Origin of the sequence: Sinorhizobium chiapasense (assembly GCF_036488675.1) — a bacterium.
In the GTDB taxonomy this organism is placed as follows: Bacteria; Pseudomonadota; Alphaproteobacteria; order Rhizobiales; family Rhizobiaceae; genus Sinorhizobium; species Sinorhizobium chiapasense.
The window spans coordinates 254,509-273,777 of sequence record NZ_CP133151.1 but is presented as its reverse complement, the minus strand read 5'-3'; the positions used below and the strand labels follow the sequence as shown (position 1 = coordinate 273,777).

Here is a 19,269-nt window from a genome sequence, read left to right as displayed (position 1 = left end):
GAGACGCCGCCCACCGGTGCACGCGGTCACCCGCCCCCGTTTCCCACAGGACGCAGTATGCGGATTTCCCGCACCGCGCTCTTCGGCAGTTGGTTCACAGCATTCTGCGCCAGTAACGTTCCACGACCTGGTACATCTTGATCAGCGACCGGAGATTTCCGGCGACGCCGTAATAGGCATAGTGGCCGCGCAGGACGCGGTTTATTTCCGCGACCTGATCACTGAATTTGTAATGCCGTATGCGCCGCATCAGCTCCTGCAGAGACAGAAGGCTGCGCTTTAGCCGAGAGTTCTCGGTGCGCATCCCCACCTTGAAGTTGCTTTCGGTTACGCAGCACAGCGTCAGGCCGAGAAAGTAGATTGTTTCCGGGCGCCTCCTGCCGCGCTTGCCCGCGCGTCGCTGCGTGAATCGACCAAACTCGACCAAGTTAGTCTTGGTCGGCTCGAGAGTAAGGCCGAACTTGCCCAACCGAAGACGCAAGGCCTTCTGAACGCGGTGCGCATCCTCACGATATTGGAAGCAGATCACAAAATCATCGATATAGCGCACCAGCCGGGCTTCGCCCCGCAACCGGACCTTCACCGCGCGCTCGAACCAGAGGTCGAGTCCATAGTGCAAGAACAGGTTGCTCATCAGCACGCTGATCGATCCCCCTTGTGGAGTTCCTTCGTCGTTCGGATGGACCGCTCCATCTGGTTCCGTTGCAAAGTTTTGTCTGGTCAGAGAATTTGCCAGAGTGGTGGCAACCTCATGCGGCAGCGAGGATTCGAACTGCTCGGCGAGAGACGGGTTCGGATTGAAGGCGTACCGCGCCTGTCGTTTGCGCATCATGTGGACCATCTCGATGACAGACCGGGTGACTGCGGCGGCGTGCGTCGATTTGAAACCGAGCATCGGCCGCACCCGGCGCTTGATGCGCCGATGATCCTGCTCGATGCGGTTATTGAGGTATTGGCTTTGGCGGATGCGGATCGGCTTCGACCGGCGCCGGGAGCAATCCTGCAATCGACTTCTGGCATCGTAGGAAGCGATGGCTTCCCGGTTGGTCTGACTGCCGTCGATGACGATGCGATCGGGACGGCCATGGCGTGCCAACGCTTTTGTGAAGAAACGCTTGGCGGCCGACAAATCCCGGTATTCACTGAACCAGAACTCGACGGTGTCGCCGACGCTGTCGATGGCGCGATAGAGGTCCATCCATCGCCCGCGCACCTTGATGTAGGTTTCGTCCGCATGCCATTTGCCGGTCACGGCGCGCTTGTGCCGGTTGAAGCGTTCCATCAGCAGCGGCGCGAAATGAATGACCCAGCGATGGATCGTTGAATCGATCGACACTAATGCCACGCTCCGCCATCATTTCTCGAAGATCGCGTAGGCTCGGTCCGTAGGCCAGATACCAGCGAATGCAAAGCAAGATCACAGATTGGTCGAATGGCGGCTAAGACGGCCTTCGCCGGAGGCGTACGCTCTTCTTGCCATTGGCCGTTGACTCCGACGTTGCGCTGTGCGGCGGTCTGAGCGTACATCGGCAGAGCTATTTCAGTCGTGCCGGATGTCAGACGTTGTGGTGAACGTACCATCGTCAGCGATCCGCGGTGGCAAAGTTTCTATAAACTTACTTGAAGGATCTGCTGCAACAGGTGGGGTCACCGGTCCTGTCCGGCTTTTGCGATCCGCTGCTGGTACCGTCGCTTAGTCCTTTCGATTGAGATAATCTTTGAGCTTCGTTGCTAGAAAGCGTACATGAGGTGGAGCGACCATCGTGTAATGGTCACCGGGCACCTCATGAATTTCCAGGCGCGCCCGCGCGAATTGCTTCCACCCAAGATCGCCATCAGGTTCATTAGTTGATGTGCGCAGCCCCTTCTTGGCTGCAAAAAGAACGGACCTGCTGTCGTTGAACCGAGGCGTATATTCGCGTAGCGCAATTTTATTTGCCTCGGCAACTGCCAGGATATTATTGAGCTGCGTTTCGCCCATGTCGGGTACGTTGCCTGCTTGCACTCCGAAATCCAGCAGTGCCATAACCTGACACTCACGTTTGATGGATTTCAGCTTTCGCCAATGTTTCTTGAGCGCGGGAAAAAGGACACTCAATATGACCGCTTGCTCGCTCACCCAGTCAGGAATACGGCGGTTGCCGAGCAAGCGATGATACCGACTGCTTGTGTGCTCTTCATCCTTGTGAAGCGCTTTGGCATCGAGCAGCCCAATTATTGCTACCTCGTCACCAGCATCGCGCAATTGGCAGCCCATTTCCCAAGCAATGCTACCACCCATGGACAAGCCGACGAGCTGATAGGGGCCGCACGGTTGTACGCTCTTGATGGCCTCAACGTATTCCCGCGCCATCTCCGGAATGCTCAGGTGAGGTCGTGCCTCACCGTTCAGACCGCGCGCCTGCAGGCCGAAGAGCGGCTGCTCTGTACCAAGTGCAGTAGCAAGAGGCTTATATAGCAGCACATGTCCCCCAAAAGGGTGAGGGCAAAACAGAGGCGCCCGCGAACCGCCGGTCTGTAGCGGCACCAATGCGTTCGGACGCGCTCTACGTGTCTTCGATAGAGCCATCGCGAGCCCTCTTGGTGTCTGGTATTCTAGCAGCAGGGAGACAGCCAATCTCTCGTCGGTAAGTTGCTCTATGCGATCGATGACGCTTAAAGCGCTCAACGAATCGCCACCAAGATCAAAGAAGCTGTCGGTCAGGGCAACGTCATCCAAACCCAAAATGTCCCGATAGACCGCCGCAATTTGGCGGTCTAAAGCCGCCTCAGCAGACAACTGAGCAACAATCGAGCTGCGTTGTTCTTCGTTCTTAGTCGGATCATCGACGGATGTGCCCGCAGTGTTAGCCCGATTCAGACCGGTATTTTGTCCACGCTCCTTGGTAGTGGCGACCGCATCGAACCAGTACCGCTGGCGATCAAAAGGATAGGGCGGGAGCGGGGTGCGCCGGGGCACATGATCGTGCAGTCCAGACCAATCGATGGCAACGCCGCATGTCCAGATTTTGCCCAATGTCTGTAGCAGTCTTCGGCGATCGCCCTGGCCATGGTCGCCTCCTGGCAAGGCCGAAAAGGTGAGGGGGCTGCGCAGGTTGCCTTTCGACTTGAACTGCGTGGACAAGGCTGCGCCAGGCCCCATCTCAATGAACAACTCATAGCCTGATTGCACCAGTCCATCAAAAGCCAGATGGAACTGCACCGTCTCTCGCAGATTACGGACCCAGTAGTTGCCATCAGGCGGCACGTCCGCCTCCAGCCAGTCACCGAGTACCGTCGACATGAAAGATACTTGCGGCGCGTGCAAATCGACTTGTTCTGCATAAATCCTAAACTCCGACAAGATCGGATCGAGTAGAGATGAATGCACGGCATGGCTTCCACGTATTCGTTTGCTCGCAATAGATTTCGCCTGCAGTCGCTCATGAAACGCTTCAATCTCGGATGCGGCCCCCGAAACGACGCACTGACGTGGACCATTTATTGCCGCCAATGAAAGGCGTTCGTTCCAATAGGGCTGGAGCTCTTCCGGCGATAGGCTGACTGCAACAATCCCGCCAGCAGGCACACGCGACGTTAACTGTCCCCTTTTTAGTGTCAGTCGAATGGCGTCAGGTAACGAGATAATGCCCGCAAAGTGAGCGGCTGCATATTCGCCGATGCTGTGGCCGATCACAGCTGCAGGGGTAATACCCCATGACATGAAGAGCTTCGTCATTGCATATTGCGTAGCAAAGATGACAGGCTGTATGACGGCTTCCAGCTGAGGCTCAAGCTCGCCATCAGATTTGCCTTCGCAGTAGAGCAGGGGGCGGAAATCAACATGCGCGAGCTCATTAAGCCAGTTTGCGCATTCGTCGATGGCATTGCGGAATACCGGCTCTTCTTCATAGAGCTCCCGACCCATTCCAAGCTGTTGCCCGCCCTGGCCTGAGAACATGAATACGATGCGATGTTCACTGCTTGACGCTTCCCCCGATGCGCCCACATTCAGTGCCGCCTGATCGAATTGGTCGGCTAATTCCACCAAATCGGATCCGACGAAACTTGTGCGACATCTGAGAGCGGCTCGACCCTGTTGCAGGGTGTGTGCGACATTTGCTGCGCTGTGCTGAACATCGCTTCGGCGCATAAAAGCTGCCAGTTGCCGCAGCATTTCGGTCAGTGCAGAGGCGCTCGCACCCGACACTGGAAAAACTTGTAGCCTGCGACCGCTTTGTTCACTGCTGGGCGGCGGAGCTTCCTCCAGAATCGCGTGCGCATTCGTGCCACCAATGCCAAATGAGCTGATCCCGCCGCGGCGTGACTCGCGACCTTTGGGCCAAGCGGTGCAAGCCGTGGTTACGAACACCGGACTTTCCTGAAAGTCGATGTTTGGGTTGGGCTTGTCGAAATGGAGGCTCGCGGGAATGATGCCCTTGTTCAACATTGTGGCGAGCTTAATCAATCCCGTTACACCCGCTGCGGCGTCGAGATGGCCAACATTTGTCTTCACCGAACCTATTGCGCAGAATTGATTCCTCGCAGTGTGGGAACGGAAAGCCTTGGTCAGGCCGGAGATTTCGATGGGGTCTCCAAGATAGGTTCCCGTACCGTGCGCCTCCACGTAGCCAATGGTGTCCGCAGAGACCTCAGCATCGGCGAGGGCAGCTTGGATTACCGCTGCCTGTCCGGCTGCACTGGGGGCGGTGAACCCTATTTTGGCGGCGCCATCATTGTTGATGGCGGTCCCCTTTATGACTGCCCAGATATAGTCGCCATCTCTACAGGCATCGCTCAGCCGCTTGAGAACAACGGTCGCAGCCCCGCTGCCTCTCACGGTTCCCTGTGCCTTAGCATCAAACGCACGGCAGCGCCCGTCAGGAGACAAGATGTGGCCTTGTTGATGGAGATAGCCCTTTCCATGAGGCAGGGAAATCGATGCACCGCCTGCTAGCGCCATATCGCACTCATTGCTGCGCAGGCTCTGACAAGCGAGGTGGACAGCAACCAACGAAGTGGAACAGGCAGTCTGAACTGAAACGCAGGGGCCGGACAAGTTGAGCTTATAGGCGATGCGTGTCGCCGTAAAATCCTGACCATTAAGAATGCGGATCTGTAACTTCTCTGAATCCAGCAGGTCGCCGACTGCTTGACTTTCAGAGAGATAGTGATTGGCCCCGACGCCGGCAAAGACGCCGACACGGCGTCCTGCCGTCTCACGCGATCCGTATCCCGCATGGTCGAGCGCCTGATAGGCCGTTTCCAGCAGGATTCGCTGTTGCGGGTCCATCCACGCTGCTTCCTTAGGTGAGATAGCGAAAAACGCTGCGTCAAACAGATCAACTCCGCTGATAATGGCTTCCCGCCTCACATAGTTGGGTCTGCCCGAAGTATCGGGATCGACGCCAGCTTCTCGCAGGGTCTGTTCATCCAGATCTGCGACGGACTCTATGCCATCGACCAGATTGCTCCAGAATTGATCGACGTTCTCCGCCCCCGGGAACCTGCCCGCCATACCGATGATCGCAACAGCATTACGGTCTTGTTTGGGTTCGTTTTTGCTTGCGGCCACGCCAATTGGTTTCTTATGATACTGAGTGAGGCGGGGAGGGGCTTCGATTGCAGCCAAGTGCGCAGCGAGCCTCCTTATGGTGGTGTGCTCGAACAGATCCAGGATCTTGCAATCAATGCCCAAACGGTCGTGGATACGCGCCTGAACCTGGACGATGGCCAAGGAATGTCCCCCAACATCGAAGAAATTGTCTTCGATGCCGACGAAGTCCAGCTTCAGCACATTCTTCCAGATCTCAGCCAATTGCGTCTGCAGCCAACCAGTGGGTAACGTTGTTGCCCTTAGTCGCGAGGAGTTTCTCGGCTCGGGAAGAGCGCGCCGATCGATCTTGCCGCTGCGATTGGTCGGTAGCTGCGGAAGGAACAGGAACTGTGAGGGAACCATGTAGCCAGGCAGCGCGGCGCGCAGAAAAGACTGAAGTTCATCGGTATCCTCCGAACTTTCCGTTCGCCTCACCACGTAGGCCGCTAGGCTCGCGTTATCATCGGGACCGTCTATCAGCGTAACGCAGCAAGTTTTGACGGCTTCGTGCTCCATCAGGCACTGCTCGACTTCGGCAAGCTCGACCCGCATGCCGCGAATTTTGATCTGTCCGTCTTTCCGGCCCAGGAACTCAATCGTACCATCTGACCGATAGCGGGCCCGATCCCCAGTTTTGTATAGCCTGGATTCCGGCTCAGCATCGAACGGGTTTGCCCGGAAAACCTGGCGGGTGAGTTCATCGCGATTCATGTAGCCGCGGGCTATGCCGACGCCCCCGATGTAAAGTTCACCGATTGCGCCGATCGGTGCCGGATTTCCATAGCGATCAAGGATGTAAGCCTGGGTATTGCTGGCCGGGCGCCCAATGGGTGGCTTTCGCCCGTCGGCTCTCACCTCGGTCCTTATACAGTAAACGGTCGCTTCGGTCGGTCCATAGGAATTGAAGATGCGGCGCTTTTCGCCCCATCGCTGAATGAGGCTCGACGGCAAGGGCTCTCCGCCTGACTTGATCACGGTGAGATCAGGAAGATCAGTCGACGGCAACGATGTCCAAGCTGTCGGTGTAAGACCGGCAACGTTGATGCGCTCACGGCGCATGAACTCGACCAGCTCTGCTCCGGGCAGCGATGCTGATGGGGGCGCAAGGCACAATCGACCACCCGAGGACAAAGCCAGCATAAAATCGAATAGCGATGCATCAAATCCGCAGGAAGCGAACTGCAATACTCGGCTATCCGGCTCCAACTGATAGGTTCTTTTTAGGTCCTCCGCCACGTTGCAGACGCTGCGGTGCTCAATCATCACACCTTTCGGCTGACCCGTGGACCCGGACGTATAGATCACGTAAGCCAAATCGGAGGGGCCAGCAGGACAGTGCGGAGGCGTGACTTCATGCAGGGCAATTTCCGTGTGGTCCATGTCGAGGAGAACCACCGCGCATCCATTCGCACCTTCAATGTTTAGCCCTGACAGGGCTTTTCCGAACGTGTGTTCTTGAAGCTTGGCCTTGCTGACGATCGCAGTGGCGCCCGCGTCCCGCACCATGAAGCGTAGGCGCTGGGGCGGCAACTGCGGATCGAGAGGAAGATAGACGGCACCCGCCTTCAGGATCGCTAGAAAGCCGACGATGAGATCGCAAGAACGCTCAACGAGAATGCCGACCACGTCTCCAAGGCCGACACCTATTGAAATTAGATGACGAGCGAGCCTGTTTGCGCTTTGCTCAAGTGCGGCATAGCTGAGTGCCTCCGACGGGCAGCTGACAGCCATATTGTCTGGGTAAGCGGCGGCCTGCGCTTCGATCATGTTGTGCAGGCAAATATCGGACAGAAACGGTGCAGCTGTCTCGTTAAAATCTTGCAGGAGCCGGTGCTCCTCCTCTGGCGTCAGAAGGCTATAGTCGCCGATCTGTCGTTCTGGCGCATCAGCAATCCCCTCAAGCAACAAATGATAGTGCTTTGCCAGTCGCTCAATGGTGCTAGGATCCCACAAATCCGCATTGTACACGACATAAAGGCGAACGCTGTCTTTGCCCGCCAGGATACGAAAATCAAGATCGATCCAGATATCGGTCTCGCAGAGTCGGATTTGCGCAGGCAAGTCGGAGAGGTCGACGTCGCATGGCGTGAAACCAAGAGAACTAACCGCCTCCGGAATGAAGTTGAAAACTGCTTGCGCGAGCGGATCGCGATCAGGTGCAGGGGGGAGCTTGAGCTTCTCCAGCAGCAGGGGAAGAGGAAAATACTCGTGGCTGCGCGCGCCGCGAATGACCTGTCGCACTCGCTGCAAATGGTCGAGGAAACCGGGATTTCCGGAAAGATCCTGGCGCAGGGCCGCCAGGGTCACAAAGTAGCCGAATGCCCCCGAAAAATTTCCTGCCGGACGACCGAGGCGTGGCGCGTAAAGGGTGATGTCATCCTGGTCGCCATAACGATGCAGCAGGACATAAAAGGCAGCAAGCAGCACGGTGGCGAGCGTCACTTTTTCTTTGTGCGCCAGTCGCTCCAAGCGCGCGATCAGCGGCATCTCAATATTCACGGAGAAAACTGACCCAGTGTGCGTGGCAAATGCAGCTCGTGGTCTGTCGGTCGGAAGGGCCAGGTCGGGCTCATGATCGACAAACTGGCTGCGCCAGTAGGCCCACATGCGTTCTCCGTCGTCGCCGGTAAGGAGGCGCTCTTGCCAGGCTACGAAGTCCCCGTAAGGAGCCGCCGTGGTCAGACCCGGCATGTCCGTATCGCCGCAGAACGCCTGATAGAGCCCGCCGAACTCGTGCAGGAAGGTGCGAATGCTGTAACCGTCGGAAACGATGTGATGGAAATTGAGGAGGAGAACCTCTTCCGTCGCACTCCTGATGAACAGGTGAGCGCGAAACACCGGCCCATGTTCCAGATCGAAAGGCGAGCGAGCTTCCGCTGCGATGGAGTGATGGAAGTCGGCTTCTTTAAGACCTTGTAGCCGAACGACACGAAAACTCAGAAGGGCTGTCTCATGAATGCGCTGATAGATCTGCTCGCCTTCCTGATGAAAGGTCGTGCGCAGCATTTCATGGCGGTCGATCAATGATTGAAGCGTGCGCCGCAAGGCATCAATGTCGAACGGTGCCTTTATGCGCAGCTCAACTGGCAGATTGTATTCGCTACCGGTCGGTCGTTTTTGATGATGTATCCAAAGGCCCATCTGGCCATGCGACAGCGGACGCGTAACATGATCCATTGCTTTCTCCAGCCACATAGTTGTGCGGAGAATGCTACCCGTCTTCTCTTGGAAATAGTCTGAATTTTCGGAGATTTATTCAGTCGTTTATGTGAACCTGCCATATGACAGAGTACATATTCCACTCGAAGTAAGAATTACAGATGACTGGCGTTATACATTTTGAAGGGAAAATTCAAAAAGGTGGACAGCGGAGCATCAAACCGTTTCGCGATTGTTGAAGTGGCTTCATATATCTTTACACGTCGCGAGCCGTCGGCAGCGTAGAAGTGACCCCCACTCAGTAACGACGACCCACGCCACCTAGGGCAGCTGAAGGGTGTGAACGGCCAAGCGTCGACGACTTGACCGTTGCGCCGATCAAAGGGCGTGTGGTGGAGCATGCTGTGACGCATGCGTCCACGGGGCGGAACATGCGACAGTCAGCATCGAAGGGTCGCAGACCATTTTTCCTGAGTTCGAGCTCGGTGACGCATACTCAGGCGGAGAGCCTGTTGGCCAAAAGATCTCGCTGGTGCATGGCTTCGGCAAGGATTTCATCCTGATCCATTGTCGTGAGGCGGCCCTTTTCCATTACGACCTTGCCATCGATGAGAACTGTGTCGACCGGGATCATCGACGACGACAGTGACAACAGGATGCCCATATCGTCGCGCCAGGAGTAATGGGTGATGTCGCGAGCTTCCCGTATGACAACATCAGCGCGCTTGCCGACGGTCAGGCTGCCCAGCCTGTCGCCGAGGCCTACGTTTCTTGCAGCATCGATCGTCTGCATGTAGAATGGATCGGAGTCACTAAGGCTGTCCCCAACCAGTCTCGACAGATAGAGGCCCATGAGGCCCGCGATCCCGATTGGATGGATCATGGTTGTGTCGACACCGAGCGAGATACTTACCCCTTTTCGGTAGAGATGTGGGAACCAGCATTTATGCGGTGGAGTAATCCGATGGACCATCGCATTGTTGGGGCACCAGGACAGGCCCGGCTTCGTCGCCAGGATGAGCTCGATGTCCGGTTCGTCAAGCATGTTCATATGCGCGAGCGTCGTGTTAGGCCCAAGGCCTCCGAGCCGGCTCATTCGGACCGTTCCCGCGTCACCATACTTCCTTCGCTCTTCCGCATCGGAGACGGGGTCGAAGGCTTGGTGCTGCCAAAAGATCGCGTTCGATTCGGTGGCGAGTCTCACCGCTTCCTGGATGAGCTCGTCTGTGCTGCTCGACCCTCCCTGTAGACCGACATATCCGCGTACTAATGCGTTGTCGTCCTCATTGCGCGCAAGTTCATGCTTGCACTGATCGATAACCCGCCTCGCATCCGATGGCGCACGCCGCATAAGCGTCTCGTTTAACCCATATCCATCGGTCATGTTGGACATATCGTCCCATCCCCATGGTGCGGTCACCATTCCCCGCACGCCGCACCTGGTCATTGTCTCGGCAAACACATCGGTTTCGAAGACGGTCCCTGACTCGAAGTAAAGGGTGAAGCCGCGTTGTAGCATCGAGCAAGCGGCCGCGGCTGTATAAGCTGCGGTGATGTCGGGGTCCGTCTCCGCTTTCATGCTCGAGTAATTCACTTTGCTGGCAGTGCCTGAGAGCGGCGAGAAAGGCGCGCCGTGATAGGCCATCCCGGTCGAATGCAGATGAGTTTCAATGAAGCCCGGGTGGACCATAGCGCCCTGAGCGTCGACCTTGCGCGCTGCATCATACTCCGACAGAATCTCTTGCTCGTGACCGATCCCTACAATCACGCCATCAGAAATCGCAATGGCCCCCGGTCTATAGTGAGGCTGACTTCTGTCACCGGTAAAAATATCACCATTGATGATGACAATGTCGACGGTCTTCTTGTGCATTATTTCAACCTTTTTGTACATTGTTTCAACCTTTGACGAAGCCATCCCACGTCGTGCGGCGACTACCTCATTTGGTAGCTTTTGGGGCGGTTCTTTCAGCTGGTGCCGTTCGTGCTAACGCGGACTGTTGCACCATAGACGTCTTTGGCACGAATAGTCCTCGCTGGTTCGATGACGCCAGAGGGATTGGCTCCTGCACACCGGCCAACATGGATTGCATCAGCAAACTATTGATAGGCGGCCGCGTTATCAACTCTTGCTCTCAAAAACTCGGAACGTCTCAGTGAGAAGCTCTATGAAGAGGTCGATTTCCGGCTCGGTTGTAATGAGCGGAGGAGCTGCCATGAACCATTCCCCAAACTTTCCGCTGGCGGTGCGGCGCGCGTAGATGTGAAGCCCAAGTTCGCGAGCGATCTCCGAAACTCGATAGGATGCCTGAGGATAAATTGCCTTGGTTGCCTGGTCCTCAACGATCTCAACCGCGTTGAGGAGGCCCATACCCCGTACGTCACCAATGGTGGTGCTCTGATCCTTCAGCGCGTTGAGCTTTCGGCGCAGCACGACGCCCATCCGCTTGGCATTGCCCATCAGATCGTGCTCGAGCATCTCCTTGAGAACCGCGACACCAATCGCCGAGGAGAGGGGATTTCCGCAGTAGGTGTGGCCGTGTAAAAAACCGCCGGATTCGGCGACCTTGTCGAATATCCTGTTGGGAGCGATCATGGCACCAAGCGGCGTATAGCCGGCGCTCAAACCTTTGGCGCAGACGACGATGTCGGGCAGGGCGCTTGGCCAATGATGAGCGGCAAGGAAGGTTCCGGTTCGGCCGGCGCCACACATCACCTCATCGAAGATTAGCAGCACGCCATGGCGATCGCAAATCTCCCGGACTTTGGAATAATAACTATCCGGCGCAACTAAGGCGCCGGTTGCGATACCGCCGACCGGCTCCATGATGAAGGCGAGCACCGTCTCCTCACCTTCCGCAAGAATCTGTTGCTCGAGCGCGTCCGCGCAGTAGTCGGCATAGGAACTGACATCAAAGCCTTCAGGGAGGCGATAGCTCAGTGGCGCTGGCACCTTAGGCATTATCTGCATGATCGGGCCGAAAATCTCATCCCGGTCAGGATCGCCGGTGACAGCAGCGGCGCCAAGCGTCGCGCCGTGATATCCTGGCAAGCGCGCAAGGATTTTCCGGCGTTTCGGCTGTCCGCTGACCACCGCGTATTGGCGCGCGAGCTTGATGGCGGATTCGACTGCTTCCGAACCGCCGGAAACGAGAAAAGTCTGATCGAATCCAGGTCCGGCGAGGTCCGCGATCAACTTTCGGAGCGTATCGGTTGATTCACTGGTAAATGCCGTACGGATTACATAGCTGATGCGATTGGCCTGATCGATCATCGCATCGCGGACGCGCTCATTCCCGTGGCCGAGATTGGCAACGACCGCGCCGGAGGAACCGTCGAAATAGCGCTTGCCGTTGGTATCCCAGAAGAAGATACCTTTCCCATGCGACACATTGAACGTTTCGGTGACCCCGCGTGCGTTGGCGTAGACGAACTTCTCGGAAGATCCTTTCTGAACGGATTTCGCTGGGACGATACTCTGAGAGGACATTTTGCAACCTCATGCTGATTGGTTTGCGGTGTGAAGAAGGGGTGCCGCCTGTTTGCGGTCTTGCACCCGTGCGGAGATCACGTCATGGTGCAAGGCTTCAGTGCGTCGCGGGTGGAGAGGCCCTCCAATTCAAGGAGGGCCTCCTTCAGACGCGCGGCCTTGATACCGCCGATGACGGGGCTAGCCAGCGCGAGGAACTTCGTTTCTACTTCCGCCTGTCCAAAAGCGGGCCCGCCGGGGGCGCCGGTTGGAACGTCGGCCTGGGCGGAAAGCGTTTTGCCATTCTGAAGGGTGACGCTGACGCGGGCCGGCAGGAGCCTTTCCGCATAAAATTTCTCATCGGCACCGGCGAGGGTTGAAAGGCTGGTCCGTGCCGCGGTTTGTTTAACACCTTCGTCAGCCAGGTCGTCTTCGCGGAGGCCGGTCGCGGAGGACTTGTCGTGCAGTTCGAGAGCGAGCGCATAGGGGATATGAAATGCCGCCTCGATGGTGGATTGCGGCCAGGGGCCATCAAAGTCACGAACGAACTGGCTCACGGTTTCGACATCAATGCCCCTGATGTCGGCATGGCCGAAACGATGGCGTGTCTGCAGCGCGCGCAGGCAGTCGATCGCGGTGTGGATCCAGCGGCAGACGCCATAAGGTTTGAAGCCGGTCTCAAGGATGAAGTAACGTTCTCCCCACCGGTCAAGCATGTTCTGGGGTTCAAAGCGGTCGGAACCGGCCATGGCCCAGAAGCCGTCGTCGCCGTCGAAGATGGTGCGGTTCCCGTGGAAGCCCTCGCGCACAAGGTCAACAGCAGTGATGGCCCCCTTGCTCGCCCAACCGTAATTGTTCTTCAAAAAGCTCATCGGCCGGGATTGGAATTTGCGTCCAAAGGGAAGCGGAGCATGCATCGGCGTCAGTCCGTAAGCATCGGCGATTTGCACGGCGCTGAATCGGTGCAACAGGCTTGTTGCCGTGCAGGCGCCGAAAATCTGCCAAGTCGCAAGACCGTTGACGTGGCGGGCGCGATCTTCGGTAGGCCGCATGGCCGTGCCAAGGCGCAGCGACATTTCATAGCCACCGACAATCGCGGCGATCAGCTCCTTGCCGGAGCTGTTTACCTCTTCGGCAACGGCGAGCGCAGCCGGGATAATGGAGGCGCCGGGATGCCCGAAAAGGACGTAGGAATCATCCAGGCTAAGCATGCTGGCGCTGTGGGCATTGGCATGAGCGGCATTGGCAGGATGGAAGCATAATGACGTGCCGAAAACAGTGCTGGGACCACCGGAATCGAGACGCGCGAGATAGGGCGTCATTTGTCTCGCCCCGCGGCTAGTGCTTCCCGCGATCATGCAGCCGACATGGTCGAGGACGAGAAGCTTCGTCTTGTCGACTACTGCTGCCGGCAGTTCGTCGTAGGTGAGGCTGGCGACCGTACTGGCAACGTCTTGTGTTAGCGACATAGTTTCAAACCGCAATGAGGAACCTGCGCGATCATCGAGGCCGCAGGCTCTGCTCGCGAGACTGCCGCGAGTCCACAAAGGCAAATCATGAGGTTGGCTTTCATTTCATTCGTCTTCTTGGATTTCCCCACTCTAAGCGATGTCATTTTCCCGCGCATTTGCCGATATTTATGATCGTGCTCATTTCGTTATTCGATTGCGACAAAGAGCGACGCCTGACACAGTTGCTTACATGAAAGGCTTGTTGCCGGAGCGGGTTCATTGGGGCGCTCTCGGGACGGGGCGTAACGAGTATCCTATCGCAGCGCAGTCGGTCTTGCTTGGAGGTAACATCCGTGTAGGCCTTGAAGATAATCTATATCTACGACGAGGCGTCTTCGCTACCAATGGACAGCTTGTGGAGCGCGCTCGGCAGTTCATCAATGTTCTCGGACATGAGCCAGCGACATCTAAGGAAGCGCGCGATATCCTGGGGCTGCCCGCCAAATGAGCGGCCGCTGTCAGGCAGTGACAAAGTCGAGTAACGAAGGTGAACTGATGTGGTCAATGCCCCCTTCGGCTGGCCGCGTATGATACCATTCGAGAAACGAACGGCGACCCGCTTCGACCGCACCGACGCGTTCGTTGCTCAAGGGACGATGATCCGCGGCTTTCTTGAAACGGCTGTTAATATCGGCCTTGCAAGGTGCGCGAGGACGTGCGCTCCCTCGATGGTGGCCGCATCCTCATCCCGGAGGGCACGCGTTACGTCGGAGAATACAAGTCCAGTCTGGGGCGCGGCCAGAATCGGATCTTGGTCGCCTGGTCGTGGATCATTCGCTCCGACGGCCTGTCCGTCGAGATCGCCTCGCCTGGCGCCGACCGGCGGGCTGGCCTCACCGGCAAGATCGACACCATTTCTGGGGAGCGCTTCGGCTCAGCGATCATGCTCTCCGTGATGGGTGGTGCTGCGGAATATGCGCCGCACCTGGCGATACCGCCAGCGCCCGTTCAATTTTGATGGTCGATCCCGTCACGGGCGCGGTAACGACGGTCACGGCGCAACCCAGCCAAAGCGCGGCAGAGGCGCGCACCCTCGGCCTCACCCGCACCGGTGGCGTGTTCGTTGGCCAGATCGGCGGCAGCCTGATCAAGGTTCCAAGGGTCTTTACCCAGCGCGGCTCCGGCAAACGGCGGCTGCCGAAGCCCAACCTCATCGGCGGCAAAAAGCTCTGGATTGGTGGCGATGATGTAGGCGGGTTCGTCATCGGCCCGCCGCGTTCCGGCAAGGGCGCGTCACTGATCGTCCCCAACTGCCTGCTTTGGCCCGACAGCATCGTCGTGCTCGATATGAGGCGACGGTCGGATAACGCTCGAAGTTCTCGCGCGTGCTGTGCTTCTCGCCGGCCGACGAGAACGGCGACACGGAATGCTATAATCCGCTCGACTTCGTCGCCATCGCCCCCCACCAGCGCGACATCGATATCAATTCCATCGCGGCAGCCCTTCTGCCCACCCCGAAGGGTGACGCTTACTGGATTTCCGGGGCGCGCGCTGTTTGCAGGTGTGACCTCCTGGGTATTGGAGAACCTGACGTAACAAGGACAAAAATCACGGGACTGTCCTCAATGGTGTCCAAGGTGGCGACCAGCCGATTCGTGAATGGCTCGAGGAAGTGGCCAATCCCGAGCTTCGCGCCGAGTGGATCAGTTCCTTCACCTACACGACGAGCTCGCTGTTGACCGGCAGATCGAGCGAACCGTCGGGGCGGCGGAACACCTCATGGGTAATCCGATCCGGATCGAATACGAGGACACGTGGCTTGAGACTGCTGATGTCGTCAACCTCGCAGAAGGTGCTCGAGGCGATCATGATCTCGTCTCGCCGCTGGCAGGTGCGCGCGGCGGCGCCATTGAGGATACAGCATCTGGAACCCGCGTTGCCATAGAGCACTTAGGTGCTGATCCTAGCGCCGGACATCTGGTACAAGATGTCGACATATTCGAGCGGCCCTGCAGAAATCCGCATCGATTGTGATCGACCCATGATAGTTCAGCTTGGCATCCGTCACCCGGATCCCATGAAGCTTGGCGCTGACGTACTTCTCCAAATCGCAATTCCTTTTTGCTTCAGTAAAGAAACGCTGACGCCTTTGGCGGCGCGCGAAGAACGCACGTATTGTCGCAGTGCATTCACGAATTGGGCTTAACGGGAGCGCCGATAGGTCCACAGCTGTGCCGGCGGGATATTGCGAACCACGAAGTCGTAGTGACAAACCACATGCCGGTCCGCGATCTTGATGACCTGCGATGGCGGCCCATAGGTGATCCGGATGACCGGCCGACCGGCGGGAATGCGGGCAGGCAGATCTTCGAGCAGGGCCACGCGTTTTCCATGGGGAAACTCAGCATCGGCACGGCGCTGACGACACAGTCGAACAGTTCGCCTCGGTGATCGGAGAGCACCTGATCCAATTGAAACGCGTCGCCCAATCGGAAATCCACGCCTGGAAAACGTTGCGTCAGGCCGTCATAGAAATTCCTGGAATACTCGACCGAGACCAGCTGCCGCGGCTCGACGCCCCGCGCCAGGATCGCCCTGGTGATCGCCCCGGTCTTGGCGCCGAATTCCAGCACCGGCAATCCGCAGCGCGGTTTGACGGCGCTCGCCATTCGCCGCGCGGTACGGGTCGATGTCGGGATGACGGCACCGACACCCTTCTTGTCCTTCTGCCATCCCTTGAAAAAATGAACCTCTTCTTCAAACCTCTTGGCGAGGCGCTCCTTCAGACGGAAACCATATCTTCTCCCTGTGTCGGCTTATTCGCCGGTACATTCGCGAATGGGGGATCAGTCGAATGGATCGACTTTCAAAGCCCCGTTCGGCGTGCCCTTATCTGCTCTGCACTTCTATCGGTCGGAGGCCGAAACCCGGCCTTCCGCACCGCCTCGGCAATCGTCTTGGCCTCCAGCGAGGCCATCGCGCGGGCTAGGCATTCCTAGAGAGATGGCACAGGTGGTGCGGGTGTTGCCGATGTTGAATGATCTGCCTCATCTCAAACGCACCTCATGGACGGGAGACACGTGTGATCGGCTGACTACGCGAGCGAACCGGGGTCGTCGCGCGCTCGATCGCCAGCACCGTCTGAGGGGCATCCGCTCCATCATGAAGGGCGACAAGCCGCTCGACGAGTTCGTGGTCGGCCGCCGACAGACGATGGTTCAGGCGGAGATAGTCCGTCCATGTCGGTGTCCGGTATGTCTCCGTCCATCGGGCCGGGTTCAGCAGGTTGCGCTGGAGCGTCCAGTTGCGCGCACCCGCCTGGCTCTGGATGCGCCGCCGCTTGCGCATGCACTCCAGAAAGGTCTCCAAATCCTGCTCGGCAATGGCGTATTCGACTTTGACGACGATGGGACCGCTTCTCGGCTGCAGATCGAGCGCGAGAGCCGGCGGTTCGAACTCGGAGGACTCTTGCTCGGCTTCGTCCCACAACTCGATCGGCAGCACGAATGCGGCGGCTGCTACAAGAAGCAGGACCGCAGCGGCCCCCTCGAACGCAACCGTCAATGAGTAGTTCTGGGCGACAGTGCCCCAGATCCAGCTGCCCGCGGCCATGCCGCCATGGGAAAGGGCGTAGTAGATCGACAGCGTCCGGCCGACCACCCACCTCGGGCTCGACAGCTGAATCGCAACGTCAATTCCGGTCCAGGTCAGCAGCCAGCCGGCACCTCCGATTGCCAGCGCAAGCGCCGCATCGGGGATTGACGTCGTCAGCGGAAGTAGGAAACAACAAGCGGCACAGGCAACTGATGCAAGGGCGATCAGCCGGTCCTGGGAGACGATCCGTCTGAGATGACTGCTGCTGAGCCCGGCGGAAAAGGCCCCCATCCCGAAGGCAGCCAGGAGGGCGCCATAGACGATCGGTCCGCCGGCCAGATGATCCCTCACGATCAGCGGCAGCAGCGCCAGGATGGAAATGCTCGCCACGCCGAACAAGGTCCCCCGCACGATGGCCGCCTTGATTTCCGAGGACATCGCGGTGAAGCGCAGCCCGTCTTGAACGGCGGTGGTGACGCGCTCGCGAGGCAGCGACGACGAGCGTACGTGCCATTTCGAGCGCGAGATCGCGGCAAGCGGCACCAGATCGCTCAGCGCCGCCAGGACGAAAGCGGCAAGAGGCCCAAAGAAGGCAAGGATCGCGCCGCCAATCGCAGGGCCAGTACTGCGAACGATGTTATAGCCAACCGACATCAGCGTGACGGCTGCCGGGATATCTCGCTTTTCCAGAATGTCGCCGACAGAGGCATGCCAGGCCGGATCGTTCAAGGCAAAACCGCATCCGGCGAGGAATCCCAGTCCAAGGATTAGCCATGGGCTGACCAGGCCCAGGGCCACGGAGATCGCCAGCGTCATGGAAGCCAGGGCGATCAAGCAGTGCCCCGCAAGCATCACGCCGCGTCGGCTGAAACTGTCGGCAATGGCGCCGGCAAGGATGGACAGGAAGAAGGCTGGCAGCGTGGAGGAGGCCTGCACCAGCGCGACCATCACGTCCGAGGCGGAGATCGTCGTCATCAGCCAGCTGATGGCCGTCGTCTGGATCAGCCAGCCTAGGCTGGAGATCTGCGTCGCCGTCCAGATCGCACGAAACGCCCGGTTCCCTAGAGGAGCCAGGGTGGTCGAAACGGCTGAATGGGGATCTTCGCGCTGCATGAGTTGGTTTATTCCGACGAGGTCGGCTCTCTTCTGAGATCTGTTGTCACAGGGGAATAACTGCGCTTCGTGCTGTTGGTGTGAAGCCGGTCCCGGAAACGATGCCCTGTCTGACGAGCAGGTAAATCAGTGTGAACAGCCGCCGCGCCGTCTGCTGATCGATCGCGACCTTGGTCTCCAGACGTTTCTTCAACAGGCCGGCAGCGTCATTGGGAAACAAGCGCCTGGCCATATCGATCGCGTCGAGGCGCTCGGGCTTGCAGCGTCCGACGCTATCAAAATAATTCTCGCAGATCTGGGCGTAGGTCTTGATGAGAGGTTTGAAGGGCAGCGACGGGAGCTGCCTGATTATAGGGGCCCCAGTATCCATGGTGATGCCAAGTACAAGTCGATTGTCCACAATATCGATCCCGAGGCGGAAGGGCCCCCGATCGTTGCCGGCAGGCGCAAATGAGTTGTCTTCCGGGAGGTCATGCATCGCGATGTCGCGTTCCCGCTTCAGTTCGGAATTGGCCCGCGTACTCCAGGCGGCACCGAGGACAACCGCGATCAGCCGGGAATTCGGTTGCGATAAGGGTTCGGCCGTCATATTCGCTCTCATCTCGTTGCTCCGGCTGCCATTGGGCCCTTTGCGGGGATCGCGAGCCGCCGGAGCGCGTCCGACGCAGCCAGGGTGCCCCGCGAGTTGGGGCTGGGAGAACGCTCATCCGCGTGCGTGCGAGGCATTCAATGGACCCGAGATCTTTGGTCTGCCGGCGGTAAGCCCGGCCAAAAGACGGCTGTCGTCGGCCTGGAGAACCGACGACAGCCGGAGCATCCCGAAGGGTCGAAGTCAACGAAGCCATCTTCGGGAAACCTGCATGGCGGCGTCCGCCACGACGGCCAGTATGAGACTGCCGACGCACAAA

At 58.2% G+C, this 19,269-nt stretch carries 12 protein-coding genes and 3 pseudogenes; 4 read left to right on the top strand and 11 right to left on the bottom strand.

All coding sequences use genetic code 11. The features are described from left to right. Nucleotides 1-94: 94 nt before the first annotated feature. The 6 genes and pseudogenes from RB548_RS23945 to RB548_RS23920 all read right to left on the bottom strand — a co-directional run bounded on the left by RB548_RS23945 (nucleotide 95) and on the right by RB548_RS23920 (nucleotide 13,672). Nucleotides 95-724, bottom strand: a complete 630-nt coding sequence (locus tag RB548_RS23945) for a reverse transcriptase domain-containing protein (protein WP_331375759.1) — start codon at nucleotides 722-724, stop codon at nucleotides 95-97. 42 nt (nucleotides 725-766) lie between these two features. Continuing rightward, nucleotides 767-1,421: pseudogene (locus RB548_RS23940) on the bottom strand (IS6 family transposase); the annotation flags it as partial. A 272-nt stretch (nucleotides 1,422-1,693) separates the two neighbouring features. Next, nucleotides 1,694-8,752 carry a non-ribosomal peptide synthetase/type I polyketide synthase gene (locus tag RB548_RS23935; protein ID WP_331375473.1) on the bottom strand — a complete coding sequence of 2,353 codons (7,059 nt, stop codon included), beginning with the start codon at nucleotides 8,750-8,752 and terminating at the stop codon, nucleotides 1,694-1,696. Nucleotides 8,753-9,230: 478 nt separating this feature from the next. After that, entirely contained in the window at nucleotides 9,231-10,628 is a 1,398-nt protein-coding gene (locus RB548_RS23930) for an amidohydrolase family protein (protein ID WP_331375472.1), read from the bottom strand. Between the two features lie 228 nt (nucleotides 10,629-10,856). Continuing rightward, a complete protein-coding gene (locus RB548_RS23925; protein ID WP_408642445.1) occupies nucleotides 10,857-12,224 on the bottom strand; it encodes an aminotransferase family protein in 1,368 nt (455 codons plus the stop codon). Between the two features lie 77 nt (nucleotides 12,225-12,301). After that, the gene (locus RB548_RS23920; protein ID WP_331375471.1) at nucleotides 12,302-13,672 is read right to left on the bottom strand and encodes an MmgE/PrpD family protein; all 1,371 of its coding nucleotides are present in this window, start codon (nucleotides 13,670-13,672) and stop codon (nucleotides 12,302-12,304) included. A 139-nt stretch (nucleotides 13,673-13,811) separates the two neighbouring features. Between RB548_RS23920 and RB548_RS23915 the strand changes: the two genes are divergently transcribed. The 4 genes and pseudogenes from RB548_RS23915 (at nucleotide 13,812) to RB548_RS32265 (ending at nucleotide 15,393) form a co-directional block, all read left to right on the top strand. Then, the gene (locus tag RB548_RS23915; RefSeq protein WP_331375470.1) at nucleotides 13,812-14,162 is read left to right on the top strand and encodes a 3-keto-5-aminohexanoate cleavage protein; all 351 of its coding nucleotides are present in this window, start codon (nucleotides 13,812-13,814) and stop codon (nucleotides 14,160-14,162) included. A 207-nt stretch (nucleotides 14,163-14,369) separates the two neighbouring features. After that, nucleotides 14,370-14,672 carry a TrbI/VirB10 family protein gene (locus RB548_RS23910; protein WP_331375469.1) on the top strand — a complete coding sequence of 101 codons (303 nt, stop codon included), beginning with the start codon at nucleotides 14,370-14,372 and terminating at the stop codon, nucleotides 14,670-14,672. Next, nucleotides 14,672-14,947, top strand: a pseudogene (locus RB548_RS32270) (hypothetical protein); the annotation flags it as partial. The gene RB548_RS23910 and the pseudogene RB548_RS32270, both read left to right, overlap by 1 nt. Nucleotides 14,948-15,039: 92 nt before the next feature. Continuing rightward, a complete protein-coding gene (locus RB548_RS32265; protein ID WP_408642444.1) occupies nucleotides 15,040-15,393 on the top strand; it encodes a hypothetical protein in 354 nt (117 codons plus the stop codon). Here RB548_RS32265 and RB548_RS23900 read toward each other — a convergent pair. From RB548_RS23900 to RB548_RS23880, 5 genes and pseudogenes are all read right to left on the bottom strand, one after another. Further along, nucleotides 15,371-15,604 (bottom strand): aspartate 1-decarboxylase, encoded by a 234-nt coding sequence (locus tag RB548_RS23900; protein ID WP_331375467.1) that lies wholly within the window; start codon nucleotides 15,602-15,604, stop codon nucleotides 15,371-15,373. The genes RB548_RS32265 and RB548_RS23900 overlap by 23 nt on opposite strands. A 13-nt stretch (nucleotides 15,605-15,617) precedes the next feature. Further along, nucleotides 15,618-15,722, bottom strand: a complete 105-nt coding sequence (locus RB548_RS23895) for an aspartate 1-decarboxylase (protein WP_331375757.1) — start codon at nucleotides 15,720-15,722, stop codon at nucleotides 15,618-15,620. 134 nt (nucleotides 15,723-15,856) lie between these two features. Further along, nucleotides 15,857-16,440 (bottom strand): annotated as a pseudogene (gene pmtA, locus RB548_RS23890) (phospholipid N-methyltransferase PmtA). A 277-nt stretch (nucleotides 16,441-16,717) separates the two neighbouring features. Further along, entirely contained in the window at nucleotides 16,718-18,361 is a 1,644-nt protein-coding gene (locus RB548_RS23885) for an MFS transporter (RefSeq protein ID WP_331375466.1), read from the bottom strand. A 46-nt stretch (nucleotides 18,362-18,407) separates the two neighbouring features. Next, complete coding sequence (locus RB548_RS23880) at nucleotides 18,408-18,950, bottom strand: UPF0262 family protein (RefSeq protein WP_331375465.1); 543 nt, start codon at nucleotides 18,948-18,950, stop codon at nucleotides 18,408-18,410. Nucleotides 18,951-19,269: the final 319 nt, after the last annotated feature.

Bases quoted from the DNA above. Each gene is read 5' to 3' on its own strand.
- RB548_RS23915 (WP_331375470.1), top strand. From the start codon at position 13,812: ATGTCATTTTCCCGCGCATTTGCCGATATTTATGATCGTGCTCATTTC.
- RB548_RS23930 (WP_331375472.1), bottom strand. From the start codon at position 10,628: ATGTACAAAAAGGTTGAAATAATGCACAAGAAGACCGTCGACATTGTC.
- RB548_RS23920 (WP_331375471.1), bottom strand. From the start codon at position 13,672: ATGTCGCTAACACAAGACGTTGCCAGTACGGTCGCCAGCCTCACCTAC.
- RB548_RS23925 (WP_408642445.1), bottom strand. From the start codon at position 12,224: ATGTCCTCTCAGAGTATCGTCCCAGCGAAATCCGTTCAGAAAGGATCT.
- RB548_RS23880 (WP_331375465.1), bottom strand. From the start codon at position 18,950: ATGACGGCCGAACCCTTATCGCAACCGAATTCCCGGCTGATCGCGGTT.
- RB548_RS23935 (WP_331375473.1), bottom strand. From the start codon at position 8,752: ATGGATCATGTTACGCGTCCGCTGTCGCATGGCCAGATGGGCCTTTGG.
- RB548_RS23885 (WP_331375466.1), bottom strand. From the start codon at position 18,361: ATGCAGCGCGAAGATCCCCATTCAGCCGTTTCGACCACCCTGGCTCCT.